The organism is Streptomyces daghestanicus (assembly GCF_020521275.1).
In the GTDB taxonomy this organism is placed as follows: domain Bacteria; phylum Actinomycetota; class Actinomycetes; order Streptomycetales; family Streptomycetaceae; genus Streptomyces; species Streptomyces griseoviridis.
Genome location: NZ_BNDX01000008.1, coordinates 558,120 through 584,043 on the forward strand (window position 1 = coordinate 558,120; position 25,924 = coordinate 584,043).

At 74.0% G+C, this 25,924-nt stretch carries 20 protein-coding genes and 1 pseudogene; 10 read left to right on the top strand and 11 right to left on the bottom strand.

Features of this window, described 5'->3' with window-relative positions:
- Positions 1 to 75: 75 nt before the first annotated feature.
- On the bottom strand, positions 76 to 1,647 hold the full coding sequence (locus tag Sdagh_RS11875; protein WP_189419595.1) for a PucR family transcriptional regulator: 1,572 nt from the start codon (positions 1,645 to 1,647) through the stop codon (positions 76 to 78).
- 116 nt (positions 1,648 to 1,763) lie between these two features.
- Positions 1,764 to 4,220, bottom strand: a complete 2,457-nt coding sequence (locus Sdagh_RS11880) for a type IV secretory system conjugative DNA transfer family protein (RefSeq protein ID WP_372478439.1) — start codon at positions 4,218 to 4,220, stop codon at positions 1,764 to 1,766.
- Positions 4,221 to 4,457: 237 nt separating this feature from the next.
- Here Sdagh_RS11880 and gabT point away from each other — a divergent pair, with 237 nt between their 5' ends.
- Entirely contained in the window at positions 4,458 to 5,792 is a 1,335-nt protein-coding gene (gene gabT, locus Sdagh_RS11885; protein WP_189419600.1) for a 4-aminobutyrate--2-oxoglutarate transaminase, read from the top strand.
- Positions 5,793 to 6,219: 427 nt separating this feature from the next.
- Positions 6,220 to 6,807, top strand: coding sequence for a phosphatase PAP2 family protein (locus Sdagh_RS11890; RefSeq protein ID WP_372478440.1), 588 nt, complete (start codon positions 6,220 to 6,222; stop codon positions 6,805 to 6,807).
- 18 nt (positions 6,808 to 6,825) lie between these two features.
- On the opposite strand, the gene Sdagh_RS11895 is transcribed toward Sdagh_RS11890, so the two are convergent.
- The 7 genes from Sdagh_RS11895 to Sdagh_RS11925 all read right to left on the bottom strand — a co-directional run bounded on the left by Sdagh_RS11895 (position 6,826) and on the right by Sdagh_RS11925 (position 14,825).
- Complete coding sequence (locus tag Sdagh_RS11895) at positions 6,826 to 7,290, bottom strand: hypothetical protein (protein WP_189419603.1); 465 nt, start codon at positions 7,288 to 7,290, stop codon at positions 6,826 to 6,828.
- Between the two features lie 341 nt (positions 7,291 to 7,631).
- Positions 7,632 to 9,050 carry an NAD(P)/FAD-dependent oxidoreductase gene (locus Sdagh_RS11900; RefSeq protein ID WP_190077404.1) on the bottom strand — a complete coding sequence of 473 codons (1,419 nt, stop codon included), beginning with the start codon at positions 9,048 to 9,050 and terminating at the stop codon, positions 7,632 to 7,634.
- A gap of 20 nt (positions 9,051 to 9,070) precedes the next feature.
- On the bottom strand, positions 9,071 to 9,874 hold the full coding sequence (locus Sdagh_RS11905) for an ABC transporter permease (protein WP_189419605.1): 804 nt from the start codon (positions 9,872 to 9,874) through the stop codon (positions 9,071 to 9,073).
- Entirely contained in the window at positions 9,874 to 10,797 is a 924-nt protein-coding gene (locus tag Sdagh_RS11910) for an ABC transporter permease (protein WP_189419606.1), read from the bottom strand. Before Sdagh_RS11910 ends, Sdagh_RS11905 begins: the two co-directional genes overlap by 1 nt.
- On the bottom strand, positions 10,797 to 11,936 hold the full coding sequence (locus tag Sdagh_RS11915) for an ABC transporter ATP-binding protein (protein ID WP_189419937.1): 1,140 nt from the start codon (positions 11,934 to 11,936) through the stop codon (positions 10,797 to 10,799). Before Sdagh_RS11915 ends, Sdagh_RS11910 begins: the two co-directional genes overlap by 1 nt.
- Positions 11,937 to 11,941: 5 nt before the next feature.
- Entirely contained in the window at positions 11,942 to 13,189 is a 1,248-nt protein-coding gene (locus Sdagh_RS11920; protein ID WP_189419608.1) for a polyamine ABC transporter substrate-binding protein, read from the bottom strand.
- A gap of 64 nt (positions 13,190 to 13,253) precedes the next feature.
- A complete protein-coding gene (locus Sdagh_RS11925; RefSeq protein WP_190077405.1) occupies positions 13,254 to 14,825 on the bottom strand; it encodes a gamma-aminobutyraldehyde dehydrogenase in 1,572 nt (523 codons plus the stop codon).
- A gap of 172 nt (positions 14,826 to 14,997) precedes the next feature.
- On the opposite strand from Sdagh_RS11925, the gene ybiA reads away from it, so the two are divergent.
- The gene (gene ybiA / locus Sdagh_RS11930) at positions 14,998 to 15,738 is read left to right on the top strand and encodes a riboflavin biosynthesis intermediates N-glycosidase (protein ID WP_372478441.1); all 741 of its coding nucleotides are present in this window, start codon (positions 14,998 to 15,000) and stop codon (positions 15,736 to 15,738) included.
- Between the two features lie 63 nt (positions 15,739 to 15,801).
- On the opposite strand, the gene Sdagh_RS11935 is transcribed toward ybiA, so the two are convergent.
- Positions 15,802 to 16,737: a DUF4190 domain-containing protein gene (locus Sdagh_RS11935; RefSeq protein ID WP_226535062.1), complete on the bottom strand. Its 936-nt coding sequence runs from the start codon at positions 16,735 to 16,737 to the stop codon at positions 15,802 to 15,804.
- 490 nt (positions 16,738 to 17,227) lie between these two features.
- Here Sdagh_RS11935 and Sdagh_RS11940 point away from each other — a divergent pair.
- Positions 17,228 to 18,486, top strand: a pseudogene (locus tag Sdagh_RS11940) (adenosine deaminase).
- 37 nt (positions 18,487 to 18,523) lie between these two features.
- On the top strand, positions 18,524 to 19,306 hold the full coding sequence (locus Sdagh_RS11945; RefSeq protein WP_190077407.1) for a glycerophosphodiester phosphodiesterase: 783 nt from the start codon (positions 18,524 to 18,526) through the stop codon (positions 19,304 to 19,306).
- 164 nt (positions 19,307 to 19,470) lie between these two features.
- Here Sdagh_RS11945 and Sdagh_RS11950 read toward each other — a convergent pair whose 3' ends face one another.
- Positions 19,471 to 20,910 (bottom strand): gamma-aminobutyraldehyde dehydrogenase, encoded by a 1,440-nt coding sequence (locus Sdagh_RS11950; protein WP_189419617.1) that lies wholly within the window; start codon positions 20,908 to 20,910, stop codon positions 19,471 to 19,473.
- A 166-nt stretch (positions 20,911 to 21,076) separates the two neighbouring features.
- Between Sdagh_RS11950 and Sdagh_RS11955 the strand changes: the two genes are divergently transcribed.
- The 5 genes from Sdagh_RS11955 (at position 21,077) to Sdagh_RS11975 (ending at position 25,909) form a co-directional block, all read left to right on the top strand.
- Positions 21,077 to 21,592 (top strand): Lrp/AsnC family transcriptional regulator, encoded by a 516-nt coding sequence (locus Sdagh_RS11955; protein WP_190011745.1) that lies wholly within the window; start codon positions 21,077 to 21,079, stop codon positions 21,590 to 21,592.
- Complete coding sequence (locus Sdagh_RS11960; RefSeq protein WP_189419621.1) at positions 21,577 to 22,962, top strand: aspartate aminotransferase family protein; 1,386 nt, start codon at positions 21,577 to 21,579, stop codon at positions 22,960 to 22,962. The genes Sdagh_RS11955 and Sdagh_RS11960 overlap by 16 nt, the downstream gene beginning before the upstream one ends.
- Before the next feature lie 195 nt (positions 22,963 to 23,157).
- Positions 23,158 to 23,943 carry an ABC transporter ATP-binding protein gene (locus Sdagh_RS11965; protein ID WP_190077408.1) on the top strand — a complete coding sequence of 262 codons (786 nt, stop codon included), beginning with the start codon at positions 23,158 to 23,160 and terminating at the stop codon, positions 23,941 to 23,943.
- The gene (locus tag Sdagh_RS11970; protein ID WP_190077409.1) at positions 23,925 to 25,370 is read left to right on the top strand and encodes a hypothetical protein; all 1,446 of its coding nucleotides are present in this window, start codon (positions 23,925 to 23,927) and stop codon (positions 25,368 to 25,370) included. The genes Sdagh_RS11965 and Sdagh_RS11970 overlap by 19 nt, the downstream gene beginning before the upstream one ends.
- 131 nt (positions 25,371 to 25,501) lie before the next feature.
- Entirely contained in the window at positions 25,502 to 25,909 is a 408-nt protein-coding gene (locus Sdagh_RS11975) for a VOC family protein (RefSeq protein ID WP_189419627.1), read from the top strand.
- Positions 25,910 to 25,924 lie beyond the last annotated feature (15 nt).

Below are 25,924 nucleotides of genomic sequence, written 5' to 3' on the forward strand. Positions count from 1 at the left end.
AGGACGGGACGGCACAGGTGCGCGTCCGGGCCCAGGTGCGCGGTCCGGGGAGGCCGGTGACGCGGCCGGGCTCTCTCAGCGGGCGGTCGCCTTGAGGGCGAGCCACAGTTCCATCCGCACGTCCGGGTCGTCCAGGGAACGGCCGAGGATCTCCTCCACGCGCCGCATCCGGTAGCGCAGAGTGTGCCGGTGGACGCCGAGGTCGGCGGCGGCGGCGTCCCACTGGCCGTGCCGGGACAGCCACGCCCGCAGGCTGGCGACCAGGTCGCCGCGGCCGGTCGCGTCGTGCTCCCGCAGCGCCCGCAGCAGGCCGTCGGCGAAGGCGCGCACCGCGTCGTCGGCGAGCAGCGGCAGCACCGAGCCGGCCGCGACCCGCTCGTGTTCCACGCAGACCCGGCCGCGCCGCCGGGCCACCGACAGCGCCTGTTCGGCCTGCCGGTACGCGGCCGTGGCACCGGCCGGCCCGGACGGCTCCGACAGTCCGGCGACCCAGGGCTCCGCCGCGCCGCCGGCCGGGGCGTCGGGCAGGGTGCGGCCGGCCTCCTGGGCCGCCGCGTAGTCGGCACAGGCGGTGACCGCCGCGCCCGCGTCGGCGGCCAGCACCACCAGCCGCTCCCCCTGCGGTACGACGAGGACCGCCTCGCCGGCCCGGGCCGCCGCCGCCTCCACGACCTCGGCGAGGGCACCGGGCGCCGCGCCGCCGGCGGTGGCGGACTCGGCGACGACCAGCCGGAACGGCGCGTCGAGCAGCGCACCGTAGAGGTCGCCGGCGACGGCCCTGGCGTGGTCGGGTTCGCCGGCCAGCAGCATGGCGAGGACGGCCGTGCCGATGCGCTGCTCGGCGGCGTGCAGGGAGCGGGAGCGCTCCGTGGTCAGGGTCAGCAGCGCGACGGCGGAGTGCAGGGCGTAGCGCTCGGCGGTGCCGAGGGGGGCGGCGGTGCCGACGGCGAGGGCGGCGCGGGGGCGGCGGGAGGTGCCGAGGGAGTGCAGCTCGACCCGGTCGGTCTCCCCGTCGCCGACCACCGCGGAGGCGGGGGCGGGCCGCTCCCGCAGCCGGCGTACGTCGGCGGTGAGGCGCGCGGCGCGGCGGCCGGCCCACTCGGGTGCCGCGGCCACCACCTCGCCGGAGGCGTCGTAGAGCGCCGCCCACCCGTCGACCTGCCCGGCCAGCACGGCCAGCAGCCCCTCGGGCCCGTCGTCGAGGGCCCGCTTGGTCAATTCGCGCTGGGCGGCGAACCCGTCGGTCACCGCCCGGTACTGCTCGGCGGCGATCGCGGCGGAGACGGCCTTGCTGATGGCGAGGAACGGGGTGCGGCGCGGCACCTCGATGAGCGGCAGCCCCTCCTGCTCGGCGGCGTCGACGAGGGCGTCCGGGATGTCCTCGTAGTGCACCCCGACGGCGAAACCGAGCCCGACGACCCCCGCGCCGGCCAGCCGCTTCACATACCGGCGCATCGCCTCCGGGTCCTCGGCGTCCAACTTCAGCGCGGTGATCAGCAGCAGCTCCCCGCCCTCCATGTAGGGCACGGGGTCGGCCAGCTCGCTGGCGTGCGCCCAGCGCACGGGCGCGTCCAGCCGGTCCCCGCCCGCCCGCACGGTGAGCTTCAGCGCGGTGTGGTGGACCAGCGAGGCGAGGGTCGGGGGCATGGGTCCGTCAGCTCCGCGGGGGTGGATGGGCAACCGGCGATGATTTGGCCGCCGCGTATGAACGGCCTCCATCGATTCTTACTCACTGTACGGTCGCCCCGCCCCCGCCGGGACGCTCAGCCCCGCAGATCCACCAGCAGCGGCGGCGCGTGCTCCCCCGTGACGGTGGTCAGCGACAACACGGCATGCCCGGCCGGCACCCCGTGCGCCAACTCGGACGCGGACCAGCGCTCACGCTCGACCTGCTTCACGGTCACCGCGTCCGTGGTCACCGCCTTGCCGGTGACCAGTTTGCGCAGGGCGTGCAGGGCGCGGGTCATCGGCTGGTCGGCGAAGACGGTGTGCTTGGCGACCTCGGTGGTCTCCACCCACTCGGTGCCCCAGGCCTGCGCGAACCGGCTGCCGTCCCAGGTGGTGACGCCGCAGAAGGCCATCCGGCAGCCGACCGCGCCGTACAGCGGCCCGTGCAGGGCCTCGGGGACGTCGGCGACGGTGCGCAGCGTGAGCAGCACACCCGCGTTCTGGCCGCGCAGCCGCTGGATGCGGCGGACCGAGCCGGCGGTGACCGTGCCCGTCGCGTCGTCCAGCACCAGGCAGGCGAAGTGGGGGCGCCCGCTCTGCTGGACGACGGCGTGGAACTGGGCCATGACCAGCCGGGTGATCAGCCGGCCGGCTTCCTCGTGGCCGTGCTCGGGCAGGTCGATCCGCACCCGCAGCGGGTGGTGGGCGACGGCCCGCAGGGAGAACGGCCGGGTGGCGCCGCCCCCACCGAAGAAGTCCGCGAAGACCGGACGGTTCAGCAGGCCGAGCCGGTCGGCGAGGGCCCGGCCCGGGTCGCCGGGCGTGCCGGTCTGCCGCAAGCGGGCGTCGAGTTCGCGGACCATGACGTCGTCACCGCTCGCGGTGAGCGTCTCCCGCAGCGCGGTCAGCGCCCCCGTGTCACCCTCCAGCAGTTCGCGCAGCTCCGGAAGGGCCGGGAAGCGGCCGTGCACCGCGCGGAAGGGGCCGAGCAGCTGTGCCAGCGCGGTGGCGGCGCCCGGCCCGCCGGCCGGGTCGAGGTCGCCGGTCAGCGCCTCGGCGAGGAGGGCGGCGGCCTCGTCGGGGTCGTCGGACTCCGCGTACGGGTCGAGGTCGTGTGTGGAAGAGGGGTCGCCGACGCGCACGATCACGTCGAAGGAGCCGTCCGGGCCGAGGGGACGGCCGGGTGCGGAGACGGCGACGACGGCGACGCGTCCGGTGAGCGCCTGGAGGGCCAGGGCCTCGGTGACCGGTTCGACGAGGGCGCGGGTCTTGCCGGACCCGGAGGGGCCGACGGCCAGCAGGGAGGTGCCGAGCACCTCGGGGCCGAGGGCCGCCCCGGCGTCGTGGTAGGGCTGGGGGGCGCGCTCGCCCGCCGTCCAGCGACCGATGCGGACCTGGCCGGCGAGCAGGTCGTGGCGGGCGGCGCGGTGGGGCAGGTCTCGGGCGCCGGACGGGTGGGTCCAGGCGGCGCCGCCGTACCGCAGCACGGTGTCGCGGAACGCGGCGAGGCCTGCTCCGCCACGGGCGGCGTGGAAGGCGTGCTCGACGCGGGTGCAGTCGACATCGTTCATCCGCCCGCCGGCGACCTCGGCGGTGAGCAGTTCGGCGGCCTCGTGCTGGCCGCTGTCGCGCAGGGCGGGCCACTGGGAGCGGGGGCGCTCCGGGGCGTGGGGGCCGGCGTCCTCGGCGGGGCGGCGGGCGGCGAGCAGCCGGCGCGCGTACGGCAGCCAGCCGCCGAGCCGGGCGAACGGCCACAGCACGAGCAGGGTGACGACCGTGTACAGGGCGTCGGTGTAGAGCTGCGAGGCCATCAGGTCGTAACCGCCGCTGACCAGCACGGTCAGGGAGAGCAACGGACCCACGACCGGCACCGGGTCCCAGCCCACCGGGAACGCCTCGGGGAAGACGAAGCTGAGCACGACCAGGGCGAGGAGGAGGGAGACCAGGGCCCGGGCCGGCTGCGGCCGGCGGCCCACGTAGTGGCGGACGATGGCGGGCCAGCTGCCCAGCACGGCCACCGCGACGACGAGGACGACGAAGAAGAGACCGTCGTAGGCGAGCGCGGCGTGCTCACCGGGCAGCACCACCGTCTGGCCCTCGACCGGCTTGGGCGTGGCCTTCGTGCCGCCCCACCACCAGTCGTCCGGGGTGAACATGCGCAGCAGCACGAACTGCCACGGGACGACGCCGCGCCGCCAGAACGACCACACCCCGAGCGCCAGGACGAGCGGGACGAGCATGCCGACAACCGTCACCGGGGCGAGCTTCTCCTCGGCCGCCTTGAGCGGGCGGTACCCGTACCGCCAGATCCCCGGCCGGGCGGCGGGCCGTTCGGCGTCGAACCAGGCGGCGACGGAGGACGCCGCCGACCGGGGCACCTGCGGGGGCACGCCCGGCGCGGCGGACGCGGGCGGCGGCGCACCCGGCACGGGGGGCTGCCCCCCGGGGAAGGGCGGTACGCCGGGCGGCGGAGGCGGTGCCGCGGGCCGCGTCGGCGGCATCGGGGGCGGCACCGGATCAGCCCACGTCTCCCGCTTCCCGTCGCCATCCATCGCCCTGCCCCCTGACCAGCCGTTCCGTCCGTCGTCGCGGGCCAATCTAACGCCCCCGCACGGGCGTTCACCGCTTACGCGGCCGGGTGGGTGCGGCCGGGGTGGGACAGGGGTCTGTCCACCGCGGACAATCGGACCGGCCGACACCGCCCACATGGAGCATGCCCCGCTCCGCCGTCCGCACCTAGCCTGCGGGAAAAGAACGCAAGCGTCCGCAAAACCCACCAGGAGCCCCGCATGACCGCACTTCCGCAGGAGCGCCGTCTCGTCACCGCCGTCCCCGGACCGAAGTCGCAGGAGCTCCAGGCTCGCCGCAGCGCCGCGGTGGCGCGGGGCGTGGGCTCCACGCTGCCGGTCTTCGTCACCCGCGCCGGCGGCGGCATCATCGAGGACGTCGACGGCAACCGCCTGATCGACTTCGGTTCCGGCATCGCCGTGACCAGCGTCGGCGCCTCCGCCGAGGCCGTCGTCCGCAGGGCGTCCGCGCAGCTCGCCGACTTCACCCACACCTGTTTCATGGTGACGCCGTACGAGGGGTACGTCGCCGTCGCCGAGGCGCTGGCCGAGCTGACGCCGGGCGACCACGCCAAGAAGTCGGCGCTGTTCAACAGCGGCGCCGAGGCCGTCGAGAACGCCGTCAAGATCGCCCGCGCGTACACCAAGCGGCAGGCGGTGGTCGTCTTCGACCACGGCTACCACGGCCGGACCAACCTCACCATGGCGCTGACCGCGAAGAACATGCCGTACAAGCACGGCTTCGGGCCGTTCGCGCCCGAGGTGTACCGCGTCCCGGTCGCCTACGGCTACCGCTGGCCGACCGGCCCGGAGAACGCCGGCCCGGAGGCCGCCGCGCAGGCGATCGACCAGATCTCCAAGCAGGTCGGCGCGGAGAACGTCGCCGCGGTCATCATCGAGCCGGTGCTCGGCGAGGGCGGCTTCATCGAGCCGGCCAAGGGCTTCCTGCCGGCGATCCGGCAGTTCGCCGCCGACCACGGCATCGTCTTCGTAGCCGACGAGATCCAGTCCGGCTTCTGCCGCACCGGCCAGTGGTTCGCCTGCGAGGACGAGGGCATCGTCCCCGACCTGATCACCACCGCCAAGGGCATCGCGGGCGGCCTGCCGCTGGCCGCCGTCACCGGCCGCGCCGAGATCATGGACGCCGCCCACGCGGGCGGCCTCGGCGGCACCTACGGTGGCAACCCGGTGGCCTGCGCGGGCGCGCTCGGCGCCATCGAGACGATGAAGGAGCTGGACCTCAACGCCGCCGCCCGGCGCATCGAGGAGGTCATGAAGACACGCCTCACCGCCATGGCCGAGAAGTTCGACGTCATCGGCGACGTCCGGGGCCGCGGCGCGATGATCGCCGTGGAGCTGGTCAAGGACCGTACGACGAAGGAGCCGGCCCCGGAGGCGGCCGCCGCGCTCGCCAAGGCCTGCCACACCGCCGGCCTGGTGGTCCTGACCTGCGGCACCTACGGCAACGTGCTCCGCTTCCTGCCGCCGCTGGTCATCGGCGAGGAGCTGCTGAACGAGGGCCTCGACATCATCGAGCAGGCCTTCGCCGGCGTCTGAGGTCCCCGCCGGGCCCCGCCATGCCCGGCCCGCCCCGCGCATCCGAGCCGTCCGCCGCTCGCCTGCTCCCGCGAGCGGCAGAGCGTGTGAAGAAGGTGTGCGGGGTGGATGGCAGGACGCCGATGTCCCTGTCGCCGGCCCACCCCCTGACGTAGGTTCTACGCAGATGAGAGATACACCCCGTCCGCAGGGAACTGCGGGCGACTCCAGGCCGGGGCCTCCCCAGCTACGGCCTGGTCGTGCCCTCGCGCACACCACCGGAGCCTCCGGCTCCGGGTCTCCTCACCGATCGGACGGTCGCACGCCCCAGACCCCCCGGGGCGGGCGACGTTCCGGTCCGAACGGCCGCCCCGGAACCACCCCCCCTGTTCCGGGGCGGCCGTCCCTCTTCCTCCTCCTGCCCTGCCTGCTGCTGGCGCTCTTCGCGGTGCTCACCTGGCAGGTGCGCGTGGACGGGCCGCTGATCGGGGCGGACGAGCGGCTGAGCCGGGCCCTGGTCCGCCCCGACCGGTTCTCCGAGTGGCTCTCCGACCTCGGCAACATCCCGGTGGCGGTGCCCGTCCTCGGCGTGGCGCTGGGCTGGGCGGCCTGGCGCGGACGGGCCGCCGGCCGGCCCCGGTGGTGGCTGCCGCCCGTGGCCGGCGCGGCCCTGATGGCTCTGGTCCCGGCGCTGGTGGTGCCGCTCAAGCTCTGGACCGGCCGGCCCGGCACCCCGGCGGTGGCGCCGGGCACCGGTTACTTCCCTTCGGGCCACACCGCCACCGCCGTCGTCGCCTACGGCGCGGCGGTGGTGGTGCTGCTGCCCCTGCTGCGCCCGGCCGCCGCCCGCCGGTGGCTCGTCCTGGCCGGTACGGTCCTCGTCCTCGCCGTCTCCTACGGGCTGGTCCGGCGGGGCTACCACTGGCCGCTGGATGTCGCGGCCAGCTGGTGCCTGTTCGGCGCGGGCCTGTGCGGCCTGCGGCTGCTGCCCGGCCACCGCCGTCCCCGCCGACGCGAGGACCGCGGGCCCCGCTGAGGCGAGGTCCGCCCGCCTCTATCCCCTCCAGCGCCCCTCCCCTCCCGCCGGCCCGGCCACCGCCTCGTGCATCGCCAGTTCCAGCAGGGCCGGGTCGGTGAGGGTGCCGGAGCCGTCCGGCGGGATCAGCCAGCGCACACCGCCGGACGGGAGCCGGCCGGGGTGGGGCACGACGATCCAGGTGCCGGCCCCGGCCGTGCGCACCCCGGTGCCGAGCCAGCGCGCCGCGGTGCCCGGCGGCACCAGGAACCCGACGCGGGCGTCGCCGAAGTCGGCGAGCACCGGGCCGGGCCGGTCCAGGACCCGGGTCAGGACGTCGAGGGTGGGGTAGCCGAGCCGGCCCGGCAGGATGAGGACGTCCCAGGCCCGCCCGGCCGGCAGCAGGGCGGTCCCCAAGGGGTTGCGCTCCCACTCCAGACGGCAGACCTCCGGGTCCGGTGCCACAGCTGCCAGCCACTCCGCCGCCGTCTTCGCCCCAGGCATGTGAAGACCTCCCTCTTCTCTTCGTGGACGCGGGTGCGTCACGGGAGAGAGGGAGGTCACCCGCCGGGCATTACGCGGGTCGCGGCACCCCGCGGGGGTGAAGCGGGTCACAGCCGGGGCCACCGGCGCGCACTCCCCCGCGTGCCGGGCACGGACCAGGGCCTGTCGTTCGATCAGGTCGCGGGGAATCGTCTGCGTCTTCCTCGCGCCGGTGAGCGGGGCCTGGTGCGTGCGGATGCGATGCGGAGGAGGGAGCCGCCGCGGAGCGCCGGCGAGTGACGACAACGCGGCAGGTGCGCGCACCAGGCCCCGCGTCCGCGGCGTGATCCGAACGACCGGCCCTAGCTGTCGAAGCCGAGCCCGAACCGGTCCAGCGTCCGCAGCCACAGGTTGCGCCGGCCGTCGTGGGCGTCCGCGCGGGCCAGCGACCACTTGGTCAGCGCGATCCCGGTCCAGGCGAACGGCTCGGGCGGGAACGGCAGCGGCTTGCGGCGGACCATCTCCAGCTCGGTCCGCTCGGTCCGCTCCCCCGCCAGCAGGTCGAGCATCACCTCGGCGCCGAACCGGGTCGCGCCGACGCCGAGGCCGGTGTACCCGGCGGCGTAGGCGACCCGGCCCCGGTGGGCGGTGCCGAAGAACGCCGAGAAGCGGGAGCAGGTGTCGATGGCCCCGCCCCAGGCGTGGGTGAAGCGGACGCCCTCCAGCTGCGGGAAGCAGGTGAAGAAGTGCGCGGCGAGCCTCGCGTGGGTCGCGGGCCGGTCGTCGTACTCGGCGCGGACCCGGCCGCCGTAGTGGTGGACCGCGTCGTAGCCGCCCCACAGGACGCGGTTGTCGGCGGAGAGCCGGAAGTAGTGGAACTGGTTGGCGCTGTCGGCCAGGCCCTGGCGGCCCCGCCAGCCGACCGAGGCGAGCTGCGCCTCGGTGAGCGGCTCGGTCATCAGGGCGTAGTCGTAGACGGGGACGGTGTAGGCGCGGGTCCGGCGGACCAGGCTGGGGAAGACGTTGGTGCCGAGGGCGACCGCGCGGGCGCGGACCGAGCCGTACGGGGTGCGGACGGCCATCCCGGCGCCGTACGGCCGGAGGGTGAGCGCGGGGGTGTGCTCGTAGACCCGGACGCCGAGGGCGAGGCAGGCCCGCTTCAGGCCCCAGGCGAGCCGCGCGGGGTTGAGCAGGGCGACGCCCCGGCGGTCGTACAGGCCGGCCCGGAAGGTGGGGGAGGCGACCTGTTCCCGTACGGCGTCGGCGTCGAGGTACGTGATGCCGTCGGCGAGGCCCGCGCGGTGGATCTCCTCGTACCAGTCCCTCAGTTCGCGTTCCTGGTAGGGCTCGGTGGCGAGGTCGATCTCGCCGGTGCGCTCGAAGTCGCAGTCCAGGGAGTACCGGGTGACGGCCTCCTCGATGGCGTCGAGGTTGCGGGCGCCCAGCTCCTCCAGCGTGTGGATCTCGCCGGGCCAGCGGGCGAGTCCGTTGGCCAGGCCGTGGGTGAGGGAGGCGGCGCAGAAGCCGCCGTTGCGGCCGGAGGCGGCCCAGCCCGTCTCCCGGCCCTCCACCAGGACGACGTCCCGGCCGGGGTCGCGTTCCTTGGCGAGCAGCGCGGTCCACAGCCCGCTGTAGCCGCCGCCGACGACCAGCAGGTCGCAGGTCTCGGCACCGGTGAGGGCGGACTCGGCGCGGGGGCGGCCGGGGTCGTCCAGCCAGTACGGCACCGGCTGGGCGTCGGAAAGAGACGTGGTCCAACGGGTCATGGCGCTCGGGGCCATGATGTCAACTCCCTACGGAATCATGCTTTCGGTCGGGTCCGGCGACGGCCGGCGGCCATCGAGACGAGGACGAGCAGGACGGCGACGGCGAACATGGCCGTCCCGATGACGTTGATCTGTACGGGCGTGCCGCGCTGTGCCGAGCCCCAGACGAACATGGGGAAGGTGACGGTCGAGCCCGCGTTGAAATTGGTGATGATGAAATCGTCGAAGGAGAGCGCGAAGGCCAGCAGCGCCCCGGCCGCTATGCCGGGGGCGGCGATGGGCAGGGTGACCCGGAGGAAGGTCTGGAAAGGGCCGGCGTAGAGGTCCTGGGCGGCCTGTTCCAGTGTGGGGTCCATCGACATGACGCGGGCCTTCACGGCCGTCACGACGAAACTCAGGCAGAACATGATGTGGGCGATGAGGATCGTCCAGAAACCGAGCCGCGCGCCCATGTTGAGGAACAGGGTGAGCAGCGAGGCGGCCATGACGACCTCCGGCATCGCCATCGGCAGGAAGATCAGCGAGTTGACGGCGCCGCGCGCCCGGAAGCGGTAGCGGACCAGCGCGAAGGCGATCGCGGTGCCCAGCGCGGTCGCGCCGAGCGTCGCCCAGAAGGCGATCCGGAGGCTGAGGGTGAGGGAGCCGCACAGGTCGGCGACTCCGCACGGGTCCTGCCAGGCGTCCGTCGAGAATTCCTGCCATTCGTAATTGAAACGGCCGGCCGGCCGGTTGAAGGAGAACACCGTGACGACGATGTTCGGCAGCAGGAGATAGGCGAGCGTCAGCAGTCCGGCGAGGACGACCAGATTGCGCTTGAGCCAGGTGACGAAGGGCGTCATCACACCAGGTCCTCCGTGCCGGATTTACGGATGTAGAGCGTGACCATGACGAGGATCGCGGCCATCAGGATGAAGGAGAGCGCGGCGGCCGTCGGATAGTCCAGGACCCGCAGGAACTGGGTCTGGATGACATTGCCGACCATACGGGTGTCGGTGGAGCCGAGCAGGTCGGCGTTGACGTAGTCGCCGGTGGCCGGGATGAAGGTCAGCAGGGTGCCGGAGACCACGCCCGGCGTCGACAGCGGGAAGGTGACCTTCCGGAAGGTCGTGAAGGGCGTGGCGTACAGGTCCCCGGCGGCCTCGTGCAGCCGCCCGTCGATCCGCTCCAGGGAGGTGTACAGCGGCAGGATCATGAACGGCAGGAAGTTGTACGTCAGACCGCAGACCACCGCGAGCGGGGTGGCGAGCACCCGGTCGCCGGCCGTCCAGCCGAGCCAGCTCGTGACGTCCAGGACGTGCAGGGTGTTCAGGGCGCCGACGACCGGGCCGCCGTCCGCCAGGATCGTCTTCCAGGCGAGGGTGCGGATCAGGAAGCTGGTGAAGAACGGCGCGATCACCAGGATCATGATCAGGTTCCGCCAGCGCCCCGCGCGGAAGGCGATCAGATACGCCAGCGGGTAGCCGAGCAGCAGGCAGAGCACGGTCGCGGCGGCGGCGTAGGCGACCGAGCGCAGGAACTGCGGCCAGTACGCGGACAGGGCGTCCCAGTAGGTGGCGACGTGCCAGGTGACCTTGTAACCCTCTTCCAGGGAGCCGGTCTGCACGGAGGTGGACGCCTGGTAGATCATCGGCAGCGCGAAGAAGACGATCAGCCAGAGGATGCCGGGGAGCAGCAGCCAGTACGGGGTGAGGCGGCCGCGGCGGCGTGGGGGTTCGCCCGCCGCCGGCGCGGTCGGGGGCGCCTCGGTGAGGGTGGCGGTCATCAGGCGGCCTCTTCCACGCCCGCCTCGGCGTCCTGGGCGGCGTCCAGGCCGAAGGTGTGGGCGGGGCTCCAGTGCAGGACGACCTCGGCGCCGGGCACCAGCCGGGGGTCCCGTTCGACGTTCTGGACGTAGACCGCGAAGTCGCGGCAGACCGGGCTGTCGATGACGTACTGCGTGGAGACACCGAGGAAACTGGCGTCCCTGATGGTGCCGGTGATGCGGTTGCGGCCCTCGGGGACCGCGCCGGCGTCGGCGGCGGGGGTGAGGGCGATCTTCTCCGGGCGGACACCGACCAGGATCGTGCCGCCGGGGGCCGGGGCGGTGCCGCACCGGTCGGCGGGGAGGGTGAGCCTGCCGCCGCCCGCCTTCACCACGAGGTCCGCGCCGCTGCGGCCGTCCACCCCGGCCTCGATGAAGTTGGAGGTGCCGAGGAAGTTGGCGACGAAGGTGGTGCGCGGGTTCTCGTACAGGCCGGCGGGGGTGCCGAGCTGTTCGACACGGCCGGCGTTCATCACGGCGACCGTGTCGGCCATGGTCATGGCCTCCTCTTGGTCGTGGGTGACGTGCACGAAGGTGATGCCGACCTCGGTCTGGATGCGCTTGAGCTCCAGTTGCATCTGGCGGCGCAGCTTGAGGTCGAGGGCGCCGAGCGGTTCGTCGAGGAGCAGCACCTTGGGGTGGTTGATCAGCGCGCGGGCGACGGCGACGCGCTGCTGCTGGCCGCCGGAGAGCCGGTGGGGCTTCTTCCGGGCCTGCTCCCCGAGCTGGACGAGGTCGAGCATCTCGCCGACCTGCCGTTTCACGCTCCTGATACCACGGCGGCGCAGTCCGAAGGCGACGTTCTCGAAGACGTCGAGGTGCGGGAAGAGGGCGTACGACTGGAAGACGGTGTTCACCGGCCGCTTGTACGGGGGGAGGCGGGTGACGTCCTGGTCGCCGAGGCGCACGGTCCCGGCGGAGGGTTCCTCCAGTCCGGCGATCATGCGCAGGGTGGTGGTCTTGCCGCAGCCGGAGGCGCCGAGCAGGGCGAAGAAGGAGCCCTGCGGGACGGTCAGGTCGAGCGGGTGCACGGCGGTGAAGGAGCCGTAGGTCTTGGCTATGCCGGTGAGGCGGACGTCGCCGCCGTGGTCGTCGGTCATCGTGGTCACGCCCCAGTGAGCTTCGCGAACTTGGCCTCGTAGTCCGTCTCTTCCTTCGCGCTGAGCGAGCGGAAGGAGCGGGACTTGGCCTGCATGGCCTGGTCAGGGAGGATCAGCGGATTCGCCGCCGCGTCCGGGTCGATCTTCGCCAGTTCGTCCTTCACTCCGTCGACGGGGCAGACGTAGTTGATGTAGGCGGCGAGTTCGGCGGCGGCCTTCGGCTCGTAGTAGTGGTCGATGAGCCGTTCGGCGTTGGTCTTGTGCCGGGCTTTGCTGGGGACCAGCAGGTTGTCGCTGGAGGTGAGGTAGCCGCTGTCCGGTATGAGGAAGTCGACGTCGGGGTTGTCCGCCTTGAGCTGGACGACGTCGCCGGCCCAGGCGAGGCAGGCGGCGAAGTCGCCCTTGCTGAGGTCGGAGGTGTAGTCGTTGCCGGTGAAGCGGCGGATCTGGCCCTTGTCGACGGCCCGCTGGAGGCGGGCGACGGCGGCGTCGTAGTCGTCGTCGGTGAACCGGCCGGGGTCCTTGCCCATGTCGAGCAGGGCCATGCCCATGGTGTCGCGCATCTCGGTCAGCAGACCGACGCGGCCCTTGAGCTTCGGGTGGTCCAACAGGTCGGAGAGGGTCGTGACCTCGATGCCGTCCAGCGCCTTCCTGTTGTAGGCGATGACGGTGGAGATGCCCTGCCAGGGGTAGGAGTAGGCACGGCCGGGGTCCCAGTCGGGGGTGCGGAACTGGGGCGAGAGGTTGGCGAAGGCGTGCGGCAGGTTCGACGGGTCGAGCTTCTGCGCCCAGCCGAGGCGGATGAGGCGCGCGGCGAGCCAGTCGGTGAGGACGATCAGGTCCCGCCCGGTGTCCTGTCCGGCGGCGAGCTGGGGCTTGATCTTGCCGAAGAACTCGTTGTTGTCGTTGATGTCCTCGGTGTAGGTGACCTTGATGCCCGTGCGCGCGGTGAACGCGTCCAGGGTCGGGTGGGTCTTCCCGCTGTCGTCGACGTCCATGTACTCGGTCCAGTTGGAGAAGGCGAGCCTCTTCTCCTTCGCCGAGTGGTCCGTCGCGGAGGTGCCGCCCTCGGTGCGGCCGGCGGCGGGGATGCCGCAGGCGCCGAGCGCGGCGGCGCCGCCGGCCGTGAGCGCGCCCGCGGCCGAGGCGCGCAGCAGCGAGCGGCGGGTCAGGGCGGCCCGGCCGCCGCGCGCACTGCGCCGTACGGCGGCCAGCTGGACCGGGGTGAGACGGTCGGGCTCGTACTGCTCCATACGTGGGGTGCCCTTTCGGCTGCGGTCGGCCGTGGTCGGCGGCCTGCGGTGACGGCTACCGGTACTACCGGTCCCCGAAGACGGTGCGGTGCCAGTCCTTCGCGGCGACCGCGGTGTTGTCGAACATGACATGCTTGAGCTGGGTGTACTCCTCGAACGAGTACATGGACATGTCCTTGCCGAAGCCGGACGCCCGGTACCCGCCGTGCGGCATCTCGCTGATGATCGGGATGTGGTCGTTGACCCACACGCACCCGGCCCTGATCTCGCGGGTGGCGCGGTGCGCGCGGTAGACGTCCCGGCTCCAGGCGGAGGCCGCGAGTCCGTACGGGGTGTCGTTGGCGAGCCGGATGCCCTCGTCGTCGGTGTCGAAGGGCAGCACGACCAGCACCGGGCCGAAGATCTCGGACTGCACGGCCTCGCTGTCCTGGGCGGCGCCGGTGATGAGGGTGGGCCGGTAGTAGGCGCCGTCCTTCAGGTCGCCGCCGGGCGCCTCGCCGCCGGTCACCACCCGCGCGTAGCCGCGCGCCCGGTCGACGAACCCGGCGACCCGGTCCCGCTGGGCGTGGCTGACCAGCGGCCCGAGGTCGGTGCCGGGGGCGAAGGGGTCGCCGAGCCGGACGGTCTCCATGAGGGCGGCGGTCCGCTCCACGAAGGCCTCGTACAGCGGGCGCTGCACATACGCGCGGGTGGCGGCGGTGCAGTCCTGGCCGGTGTTGATGAGGGCGCCCGCGACCGCGCCGTGCGCGGCGGCCTCCAGGTCGGCGTCGTCGAAGACCACGAACGGGGCCTTGCCGCCGAGTTCGAGGTGGAGGCGCTTGACGGTGGCGGTGGCGATGCCGGCGACGCGCCGGCCGACGGCGGTGGAGCCCGTGAAGGAGGTCATGGCGACGTCGGGGTGCCCGACGAGGTGCTCACCGGCCTCGCGTCCGGCGCCGGTCACGATGTTGACCACCCCGTCCGGCAGGCCCGCCTCGGTCGCCGCCCGTGCGAACATCAGCGAGGTGAGCGGGGTGAGTTCGGCGGGCTTGAGCACGATGGTGTTGCCCGCGGCGATCGCCGGGAGGATCTTCCAGGCGGCCATCTGGAGCGGGTAGTTCCAGGGGGCGATCGAGCCGACGACACCGATGGGCTCGCGCCGCACGTACGAGGTGTGGTCGCCGGAGTACTCGCCGGCCGACTGTCCCTGGAGGTGGCGGGCCGCGCCCGCGAAGAACGCCGTGTTGTCGACGGTCCCCGGCACGTCGAACTCGCGGGTCAGCTTGAGGGGTTTGCCGCACTGGAGGGACTCGGCGCGGGCCAGGTCCTCGGCTTGGGCGCCGAGGACGGCGGCGAACCGGTGCAGGGCGTCGGAGCGTTCGCCCGGGGTGGCGCCCGCCCAGCCGGGGAAGGCGGCGCGGGCGGCGGCGACGGCGGCGTCCACGTCGTCCGTCCCGGCCAGTTCGTACGTGAGGACCCCGGCGCCGGTCGCCGGGTCGACGACGGTGTGCGTACGGCCGGAGGTGCCGCACGCGAGGCGGCCCGCGATGTACTGGGCGCCGTCCGCGAAGCGGTCCGCGGCGGGGAAACGGTCCTGCTGGGCCGTGCCCGGACGGGGGTCCCGGTGGGGGTCCCGACGGTGGTCCGGTCGGTGCATGTCGGCTCTCCTCGGTGTCCCCGTGACGGGGTCCGGCGTGGCTCGAACTCGATGGGAGTGCCGATCCTGACAGAGCCTCCCACCTCCAACAAGTGATTCCGTTGTTGCCTTTTGGTTACGCGACGGAATCTGTCGACCGAGTGTCGAGTGACCGTGGAAAAGCCGGGACGGAGTGTCAGTGGTGCGTGCCACAGTGGCGTGCATGGGGGCAGAGCACGGGAGGGCACGGGAGAGGACGGGAGAGGACGGGGTGGGAGTGAAGGCGCGGACGAGCATGACGGCAGCGGCGGGAACGGGGACGGCGGCGGGAACGGGGGCTGTGGCGGGCGGGGAGACGGCGGCGGGAGCGGGGGCCGCGGTGCCGGACAGCAGGGAGGCGGTGCTCGCGGCGGTACGGGCGGGGACGCGGGTGAGGTACCTCTTCTTCTGGGGGCACCGGCCGCCGCCGGACGGCAGGATCGGCGCGGGCTGTCTGAGCCAGTGGTGGCCGTCGCCGTTCACGGTGGACGGGGTGGAGTACGCGACCGCCGAGCACTGGATGATGGCGGCCAAGGCCCGTCTGTTCCGGGACGCGGAGGCGGAGCGCCGGGTGCTGGCGGCGGGGCATCCGGCCGAGGCGAAGAAGGCCGGGCGGCTGGTGCGGGGATTCGACGAGGAGGTGTGGGAGCGGGAGAGGTTCCGGATCGTCGTCGAGGGCAGCGCGCACAAGTTCGCGTCCGACGCGGCGCTGCGGGCCTTCCTGCTGGGCACGGGCGAGCGGGTCCTGGTGGAGGCCAGTCCCGTGGACCGGGTGTGGGGCATCGGCCGCGCCGCGGACGACCCGGCGGCCACCGACCCGGCGCGGTGGCGGGGGCCCAATCTGCTCGGCTTCGCGCTGATGGCGGCACGGGGGGTGCTGCGCGGGGCGGTGTGAGGGGCGCTGTGAGGGGCCGGGCGCACGGCACGACGGCGTCGACCGGGGCAGGCCCCGGGGGGACTAGGCGTTCACGATCAGCAGGATGCCGAGGCCGAGGGCCAGGGCGAGGCCGAACGCCCCGCAGATGATGCCGGCCAGCGCCTGCCCGGAGTTGGTGGCCTCGCCCTTGCGGGCCCGCACCCGGCCGACCACGCCGAAGATGACGCCGAGGAGGCCGGCCAGGATGGCGACCGGCCACATGCAGAAGCCGACGGCCGCGATGATGCCGAGGACGAGACCGGCGGTGCCCATCCCGTTCCGGGGCGGCACCGGCCCCGCCCCCGCCCAGCCGTACGAGCCGTACGGCTGCGGGCCGCCGCCGTAGCCGCCGGCGTGCCCGGGATACCCGTACGCGGGGGTACCGGGGTAGCCGTAGGGGACCCGGCCGGGCCCGTCGGGGGCGAGGGGCGGCGGCGGCACGGCGTGCCCGTGCGGGGCCGGGGCGGCGGGACCGGGCGGGGCGAAGGGGTTGGCGGGGGCGCCACCGGCCGGGGTCCCGGCACTCGGCGGGGCGAAGGGATTGGCGGGGGCGCCACCGGCCGGGGTCCCGGCACTCGGCGGGGCGAAGGGGTTGGCGGGGGCGGCGGGAGCCCCGGTGCCGCTGCCCGGCGGGGCGAAGGGATCGGCGGTGCCCGCGCCGCCCGGGCCGACCGGGGTGGCGGACGGTGCCGCCCAGGGCTGGGCGGGCGGTGGCGTGGACGCGGAGGGGGCGGGCCGGGCGGGCGGGAGCGTGGACGCCGAGGGGGCGGGCCGGGGGGACGGCGGCGCGAACGCCGAGGGGGCGGGCCCACCCGGCGTGGGTACGGTCGCGGAGGCGGGCGGTAGGGCCGAGGCAGCGGCCTGGTCGCCCAGGGTGGGTATGGAGGTGACCGTCTGGTGGTCGGCCTCGGGCACGGACGGCGCGGGCCACGCGGCCGGGGGCGTCTCCGGTACGGCGTCCGCGACGGCCTCGGGCACGACGACCTGCGTGGCGCCGTCGGAAGCGCCGGGGCCCTCGTTGACGGGCGGCGGCCACAGCCCGCCGCCGGAACCCTCGCGGGGCGCCCGGTCCGCCGTGCCACCGGAGCCTTCCCCGGCTCCCTGGCTCGCCGGACCCTCGGCGAGTCCCTGACCCGCCGCGCCACCTGAACCCTGCCCCGGGCCCGCAGGTCCCTTGGTCAGCCGGGGCCCCGTCGGCACCCGCCCGGCCCCGGCCCCCGGGCCCGCCGCGCCATCGGAGCCCCGCCCGGCCGCCGGGCCCGCCGCGCCACCGGAGCCTTCCCCTGCCCCCCGTGCCGTCGACCCCTCGGTCAGCCGGGGACCCGCCGGTATCTGCCCGACCCCGGGCACCCCGGTACCCACCGCGTCCTCGCCCCCCGCCCCGGACGGCGCGGGCCCCGGTCGGTGCGCACCGGCTTCCGGCGTCTGCGCGTCGTCGGACATGCGCGGGTCCCCCTCTGTTCGAAACGTGCCGTCATGCTACGGCGGGTCCCAGCTCGGCGGGCCCCCGGCCTACGATGACCCCGAGTCACCGATCAGCCGATCACCCGCGCCCCGCCGGCCCCATCCGGCCGGTGGGCGCCCCGTTGTGGGGAGGACCCCTTGACCGAGCACATCGCACACGGCGAGCGCCGTGAGCACTCCGCGCCCACCGGACGCCCGGAGAACCCGGAGCACCTCGTCGCGCCCGGTGTCCCCCGCGATCTGCGTGCCTTCATCGCCGGGCTCCCCAAGGCCGAGCTGCACGTCCACCACGTGGGCTCCGCCTCCCCCCGGATCGTCGCCGAACTGGCCGCCCGCCACCCCGACTCCGCGGTCCCCAGCGACCCCGAGGCCCTGGTCGACTACTTCACGTTCACGGACTTCGCCCACTTCATCCAGGTGTACCTGTCCGTGGTCGACCTCATCCGCACCCCGGAGGACGTCCGGCTGCTGACGTACGAGGTGGCCCGGGAACTGGCCCGCCAGCAGGTCCGGTACGCCGAGCTGACCCTCACCCCCTTCTCCTCCACCCGGCGCGGCATCGACGAGCGCGGCTTCATGGAGGCGATCGAGGACGCCCGCAAGGCGGCGGAGGCGGAGTTCGGGACCGTACTGCGCTGGTGCTTCGACATTCCCGGCGAGGCCGGTCTGGAGGCTGCCGAGGAGACCACCAGGCTCGCCACCGACGACCGCGTCCGCCCCGAGGGACTGGTCTCCTTCGGGCTGGGCGGCCCGGAGATCGGCGTGCCCCGCCCGCAGTTCAAGCCGTACTTCGACCGGGCGATCGCCGCCGGGCTGCGCTCGGTGCCGCACGCCGGCGAGACCACCGGCCCGGAGACGGTCTGGGACGCGCTGACCCACCTGCGCGCCGAACGCATCGGGCACGGCACCAGTTCCGCCCAGGACCCGAAGCTCCTCGCCCACCTCGCCGAGCACCGCGTGCCGCTGGAGGTGTGCCCGACCTCCAACATCGCCACCCGCGCGGTCCGCTCCCTGGACGAGCACCCGATCAGGGAGTTCGTGCGTGCCGGGGTGCTGGTGACGGTCAACTCCGACGACCCGCCGATGTTCGGCACCGACCTGAACAACGAGTACGCGGTCGCCGCCCGGCTGCTGGACCTGGACGAGCGCGGCCTGGCCGACCTGGCGAAGAACGCGGTGCGCGCGTCCTTCCTCGACGGGCCGGGCCAGGCCCGTATCGCGGACGAGATCGACGCCTACACCATGGCCTGGCTCACCCGCTGAGCCACCGCCGCCCGCGAGATCCGGAGACCCCGCCCCCATGACCGACCCGACCGACCCGACCGGCCCGACCGCCTCGACCACCGCGGTCCCCTCCCCCACGGCCCCCGTGACCGCCGTCGCGCACCGGGGCGACCCGTACCGCGTCCGCGAGAACACGCTCGGCTCGCTGCGTTCCGCGCTGCGCCACGGCGCCGACGCGGTGGAGATCGACGTACGGCTGACCCGGGACGGGGTGCCCGTGCTGCTGCACGACGCGACGCTGACGCGGCTGTGGGAGCGGGACCGGCCGGTGGCGGCGCTGTCGGCCGCCGAGGTGCGGGAGCTGACGGACGGCGGGGTGCCGACGCTGGCCGAGGCGCTGGCCGCGACCGAGGGGCACCGGGTGATGCTGGACCTGCCCGGTGCGCCCGGCGACCGGGCGGTGCGCCGGATCGTGGAGGTGGTGCGCGGGTGCGGCGCCGGTGACCGCGCGTACTACTGCGCGGGCGCCGCCGCCATGCTCGCGGTCCGCGCGGCCGACCCGGCCGCCGAGATCGCGCTGACCTGGACGACGGTGGCCCCGCCGCGTCCCGCGCTGCTGGCCGCGGTCCGGCCGCGCTGGCTCAACTACCGTTTCGGGCTGGTGGACCGGGCGCTGGCCGAGCGGGTCCACGGCGACGGGTACGCGCTGTCGGTGTGGACACCCGACACCGGCCGCTCCATGCGCCGGCTGATCGGCCTGGGCGTCGACTCGATCACCACCAACCGCGTCGACGTCCTGTGCGCGGTGCGCGGGCGGACGCTCACGAAGGGACGCGTGGCCGCCTCCGCGGAGCGGTAGCCGGGACCGGGCGCACGGCGACACGCCGCAGGTTCACCCTTCAACCGAGCACCGCGCTCCGGCTCCGGCCGGCCCGGGCGCCGAGCCGGCCGGGTGACGCCCGGCACGGCCCGGTCCGCGGGACGCCGGGTCCACCGGCCCCCCGCGGAACGGGCACCCGCCCGTCAGACGTCCAGCGACGTCATCACGTGCTTGATCCGCGTGTAGTCGTCGAAGCCGTACGCGGACAGGTCCTTGCCGTAGCCGGACTTCTTGAACCCGCCGTGCGGCATCTCGGCGACCAGCGGGATGTGCGTGTTGATCCACACGCAGCCGAAGTCCAGCCGCCGGGACAGCCGCATGGCCCTCCCGTGGTCCTTGGTCCACACCGAGGAGGCCAGCGCGTACTCCACGCCGTTGGCCCACTCCACCGCCTGCTCCTCGTCCCGGAAGGACTGCACGGTGATGACCGGTCCGAAGACCTCCCGCTGCACGATCTCGTCGTCCTGCTTCAGGCCCGAGACGACGGTCGGCGCGTAGAAGTACCCCTTGTCGCCGACCCGGTGGCCGCCGGCCTCGACCTTGGCGTGGGCGGGCAGCCGCTCGATGAACCCGGCGACCTGCTTGAGCTGGTCGGGGTTGTTCAGCGGCCCGTAGAGCACGTCCTCGTCGTCCGGCTGCCCGGTCTTCGTCTCGGACGCGGCCCTGGCGAGCGCGGCGACGAACTCGTCGTGGATCGACTCCTGCACCAGCACCCGGGTGGCCGCCGTACAGTCCTGCCCGGCGTTGAAGAAACCCGCCACGGAGATGTCCTCGACGGCCTTGGCGATGTCGACGTCGTCGAAGACCACGACCGGCGCCTTGCCGCCCAGCTCCAGGTGGACCCGCTTGAGGTCCTTCGACGCCGACTCGGCGACCGACATGCCGGCCCGCACCGAACCGGTGATGGAGGCCATCGCGGGCGTCGGGTGCTCGACCATCAGGCGGCCGGTGTCACGGTCGCCGCAGAGGACGTTGAAGACGCCCTTGGGCAGCACCGAGCCGATGATCTCGGCGATCAGGACGGTGGAGGCCGGGGTGGTGTCGGAGGGCTTGAGCACCACCGTGTTGCCGGCCGCGAGCGCCGGGGCGAACTTCCACACCGCCATCATCATCGGGTAGTTCCACGGCGCGACCTGCGCGCAGACACCGATCGGCTCGCGGCGCACGAAGGAGGTCAGCCCCTCCATGTACTCGCCGGCGCCGCGCCCCTCCAGCATCCGCGCCGCACCGGCGAAGAAGCGGATCTGGTCGACCATCGGCGGGATCTCCTCGGTGCGGGTCAGCCCGACCGGCTTGCCCGTGTTCTCCACCTCCGCCGCGATGAGCTCCTCGGCCCGCTCCTCGAAGGCGTCCGCGATCTTCAGCAGGGCCTTCTGCCGCTCGGCCGGGGTGGTGTCCCGCCACGCCGGGAAGGCCGCCGCGGCGGCCGCCATCGCGGCGTCCACGTCCGCCTGCCCGGACAGCGGCGCGGTCGCGTACGCCTCGCCGGTGGCGGGGTTGACCACCTCGGTGGTCCGTCCGTCGGCGGCGTCCCGGAACTCCCCGTCGATGTAATTGCGCAGACGACGCAGTTCGGTGCTCACTGCCGGCCCTCCAAGTCGTGGATGTCCAAAGACTGAGACACCCACCCTAGTCGGACGACTGACGTTTTCAACACCCCCGCGCCCCGCGAAGTTGCGAAATCCGCAGACTATGAGCGCAAGGACAACGGATTTCATCGAACCGACCTTGCGAAACCGTCGATCCGTCGTGCACAGTGAAGCCGTGGCCAGTCGAAGCGCAGACCAGAAGGGCTCCCGCGAGTCCCGGAGCGGCACCCCCCAGTTGGACGCCGTCTCCCTCGCGATCGTCGAGCAGCTCCAGGAGGACGGCCGCCGGCCGTACGCCGCCATCGGCAAGGCCGTCGGCCTGTCCGAGGCGGCCGTGCGCCAGCGCGTGCAGAAGCTGCTCGACCAGGGCGTGATGCAGATCGTCGCCGTGACGGACCCGCTCACCGTGGGCTTCCGCCGCCAGGCGATGGTCGGGGTCAACGTCGAGGGCGACGCGGAGTCGGTCGCCGACGCGCTGGCCGCGATGTCCGAGTGCGAGTACGTCGTGATGACCGCGGGCTCCTTCGACCTGATGGTGGAGATCGTCTGCGAGGACGACGACCACCTCCTGGACGTCATCAACCGACGCATCCGGGCCGTCCCCGGCGTGCGCTCCACCGAGAGCTTCGTCTACCTGAAGCTCAAGAAGCAGACCTACATGTGGGGAACCCGATAACCGTGAGCACCGACAAGGACCTCAGCAGGACCGCGTACGACCACCTGTGGATGCACTTCACCCGCATGTCGTCGTACGAGAACGCGCCCGTCCCCACCATCGTCCGTGGCGAGGGCACCCACATCTACGACGACAAGGGCAAGCGCTACCTCGACGGCCTCGCCGGCCTCTTCGTGGTGCAGGCCGGGCACGGCCGGACCGAGCTGGCCGAGACCGCGATGAAGCAGGCGCAGGAGCTGGCGTTCTTCCCGGTGTGGTCCTACGCCCACCCGAAGGCCGTCGAGCTGGCCGAGCGCCTCGCCCACGAGGCCCCCGGTGACCTGAACAAGGTCTTCTTCACCACCGGCGGCGGCGAGGCCGTGGAGACCGCGTGGAAGCTGGCCAAGCAGTACTTCAAGCTGGTCGGCAAGCCCACCAAGCACAAGGTGATCTCCCGCGCGGTGGCCTACCACGGCACCCCGCAGGGCGCCCTGTCCATCACCGGCCTGCCCGCCCTGAAGGCCCCCTTCGAGCCGCTCGTGCCGGGCGCGCACAAGGTGCCGAACACCAACATCTACCGCGCCCCGCTCTTCGGCGACGACCCGGAGGCCTTCGGCCGCTGGGCCGCCGACCAGATCGAGCAGCAGATCCTCTTCGAGGGCCCGGACACGGTCGCCGCCGTCTTCCTGGAGCCGGTGCAGAACGCGGGCGGCTGCTTCCCGCCCCCGCCCGGCTACTTCCAGCGGGTGCGCGAGATCTGCGACCGGTACGACGTGCTGCTCGTGTCGGACGAGGTCATCTGCGCCTTCGGCCGCCTGGGCACGACGTTCGCCTGCGACAAGTTCGGCTACGTCCCGGACATGATCACCTGCGCCAAGGGCATGACCTCGGGCTACTCCCCGATCGGCGCCTGCATCATCTCCGACCGCCTGGCCGAGCCGTTCTACCGGGGCGACAACACCTTCCTGCACGGCTACACCTTCGGCGGCCACCCGGTCTCCGCGGCGGTCGGCCTCGCCAACCTCGACCTGTTCGAGCGCGAGGGCCTCAACCAGCACGTCCTCGACCACGAGGGCGCCTTCCGCGCCACCCTGGAGAAGCTCCTCGACCTCCCGATCGTCGGCGACGTCCGCGGCAACGGCTTCTTCTACGGCATCGAGCTGGTGAAGGACAAGAACACCAAGGAGTCCTTCGACGACGAGGAGACCGAGCGCGTGCTGTACGGCTTCCTGTCGAAGGCCCTCTTCGACAACGGCCTGTACTGCCGTGCCGACGACCGCGGCGACCCGGTCGTCCAGCTCGCCCCGCCGCTGATCTCGAACCAGGAGACGTTCGACGAGATCGAGCAGATCCTGCGCGCGACGCTCACGGAGGCGTGGACGAAGCTGTGATCGGCTGACCTCACGACTTCCTGATCAACGGCCCCGGTGCCGGCCGTTCGAGTGAGAAACGGCGGCCCGGGGCCGCGTGCTGTCCGGCCCGGCTCCGCCGAGTCCCTAGCGTGCCACTGACCGATGGGCCCCGCCCTCGCTCGCCCGGAAGGGGGACGGGTGGCGGGGATACGGATCAGAACGAGGTGTACGCCCATGGTGGCCCCGCCGGACAACGACGTGCTCCGGGCAAGCGCCCTGCACTTCCAGCACCACGACGGCTCCCCCGCGCTCCAGGGTGTCTCCCTCGGTGTCCGTGAGGGCGAGGTCCTCGCCGTGACCGGCCCGCGCGGCAGCGGCAAGACCTCGCTGCTGCGGTGCCTGGCGGGGCTGGACCGGCCGCAGCGCGGCGAGGTGTGGTTCGACGGTGTCGCCGTGCACACGCTGGGCGCGCTCGCCCGTGCGCGGCTGCGCCGCCACCGGTTCGGCTGGATCGACCCGGTCCCGGTGCTCGTCCCGGAGCTGACCGTCTGGGAGAACGCCGCGCTGCCGCTGATGCTGCGCGGCACCGGCCGGCGCCGCGCCCGGCGGGCCGCCCTGGAGTGGCTGGAACGCCTCGACGTCGACGGCCGGGCGCGCTCGCGCCCCCACGAGCTGCGGCACTCCGAGCGGCAGCGGGTCTGCATCGCCCGCGCGCTCACCGTCGTCCCCTCGGTGCTGTTCGCCGACGAGCCGACGGCCCCGCTGCACCGGGCCGAGAGCGCCCAGGTGCTGCGCACGCTCACCGCGGCGGCCCGCTCGCACGGTGTCACCGTCGTCCTCGCCTGCGCCGGACCGCGCCGCGCCGGCCTCGCCGACCGTACGGTGACGCTGCTGGACGGCCGCCGGGTGCGGACCCTGCACCTGCCCCCGGTCGCCGGACCGGCCGGGCCCGCCGAGGGAGCGGAGCCCGCGGGTTCCGCCGGAACGGAGGGCCGGCCCGCGTGCTCGCTCTCCGCCTGACCCGCGCCGCCCGTCCCGCCGTCCAGCTGCGCCGCCTGCTGGTCGTGGCCGCGTCGGCGGGCACCGGCTTCCTGCTGCTGTGCGCCCTCGGCCACGCGCTGGCCCACCCGGCCGGCGCCGGCGGTTCCGCGCTCCGCCTCGCCTGGTGCGCGGCCCCGCTCGCCGCCACCGTGTACCTGGCCCTCGCGGTGGCCCGGACGGACCCGGGCACCCGGCCGCGCGGCGGGCTCTTCGCGGCCGGCCTCGGCCCCGGCCGGCTGCGGGCCGTCTCGGCGGCCACCACGGCCGCGTCCTGCGCCCTCGGCTCCCTGCTGGCGCTGCTGCTCTTCCTCCTGCTGCGCGGCGACCTGACCGGCAGGCCCGCCGCCGGCCCGGCCGCCGGTGCCCTCGCCGTGGGCCTGCCGCTGCCGCTCCCGGCGGTCCTGACGCTGCTGGCCCTGGTCCCGGCGGCGGCGTCGGCGTCGGTGGCGCTCTCCCTGCGCCCGCGCGAGACGGCCCGGACCGCGCCGACGGCCGGCACCGGGCGCCGGTACGGGCGCTTCGGGGCGTACGGCCTGGCGGCCCGGGAGACCTTCGGTGCGTACGGCCGCTTCGGCGCCCGCCGGGCCACGGCCCGCGCCGCCGCCTCCGGCCGGGCGGGGGCCGGCACGCCCGGCGCCGCCACCGCCGCCACCCCTTCTAGCACCACCGCCGCGGCCTCCGGCCAGAGCGGCGACGGCACGTCCGGACACACCCCCGGCGCCACGGCCGCCATTCCGACCCCCGGCGCCACGGCCACCGCCCTGGGGGAGGCGGCCCTCGTCCCCGCCCTGGCCGACGGCGCGGCCCCGGTGGCCTCGCCCGGCTCCCGCCCGGCCACCGGCTCCCTGCCCTGGGGCGTCGCCGTGCTGGCCGCCGGGCTGGCGATGGAGACGACCCTGGCGGACCGATCCGGCGGCACGTCCGCCGGCGTCCTGTCCGGCTGGGCGCTGACCGCCCTCGGTCTGGCCCTCGCCGGACCCGGCCTCACCCACCTGTGCGGGCGCCTGCTCCAGGCGGTGCGGCCCGGTGCCGTGCGCCTGCTGGCCGGCCGGGTCCTCATGGCGGAGGCGCAGCGCATCGGCCGGCCCCTCGGCGTGGTCTGCGCGGTGGCCTCGGCGGCGTACGCGGCGGCCTCGGCGCACGGGGCCGACGCGGCGTCGTTCGGCCCGCTGCGGACGCTCGGCGCCGTCCTCGTGGCGGGCTGCGCGGTGGCCACCCTGCTCACCACGGCCGTCGAGGCCAAACAGGCCCGCGCCGCCGCCACGGCCGCGCTGCTGCGCCTGGGGGCGCCCGCCGGTGTGCTGCGCGGCGCGGCCGTCCTGCGCGCGGCGGTCCTGCCGGCCGTGTTCGGCCCGCTGACCCTCGCCGTGGCGCAGCTGGCGGCACTGCCGCTGGCCCGCTCGTGAGACACCCCGCGAGGAGCCTCGCCGGAAGACTCGTGAGAAACATCGAGAAAGCTCGCCGACCGGCGATGAGTTACGGCCCGCCCCCCGGTCTACTCCTGCGAACGGCATGACACCGATACGGGAGAGGCCCCATGTACCAGCAGATGATCTTCGTGAACCTGGCCACCACCGACCTGGACGCGTCGAAGAGGTTCTTCACCGAGCTGGGGTACACGATCAACGCCCAGTTCAGCGATGACAGCACCGCCTCGATCCCGCTCAGCGACACCATCGTGGTCATGCTGCACACCCCGGCGAAGTACCGGCAGTTCACGCAGAAGGACATCGTCGACTCCCGCAAGCACAGCGAGGTGCTGCTCGCGCTGAGCGCCGAGAGCCGCGAGAAGGTGGACGAGCTGGTGGAGAAGGCGGTCGCGGCCGGCGGCTCGGTCACCGGCGAGACCCAGGACCACGGCTTCATGTACGGCCGTGCCTTCGACGACGTGGACGGCCACACCTGGGAGGTCGTCTGGATGGACCCGGCGGCGGTGCAGGGCTGACAGCGGGGCGCGCCT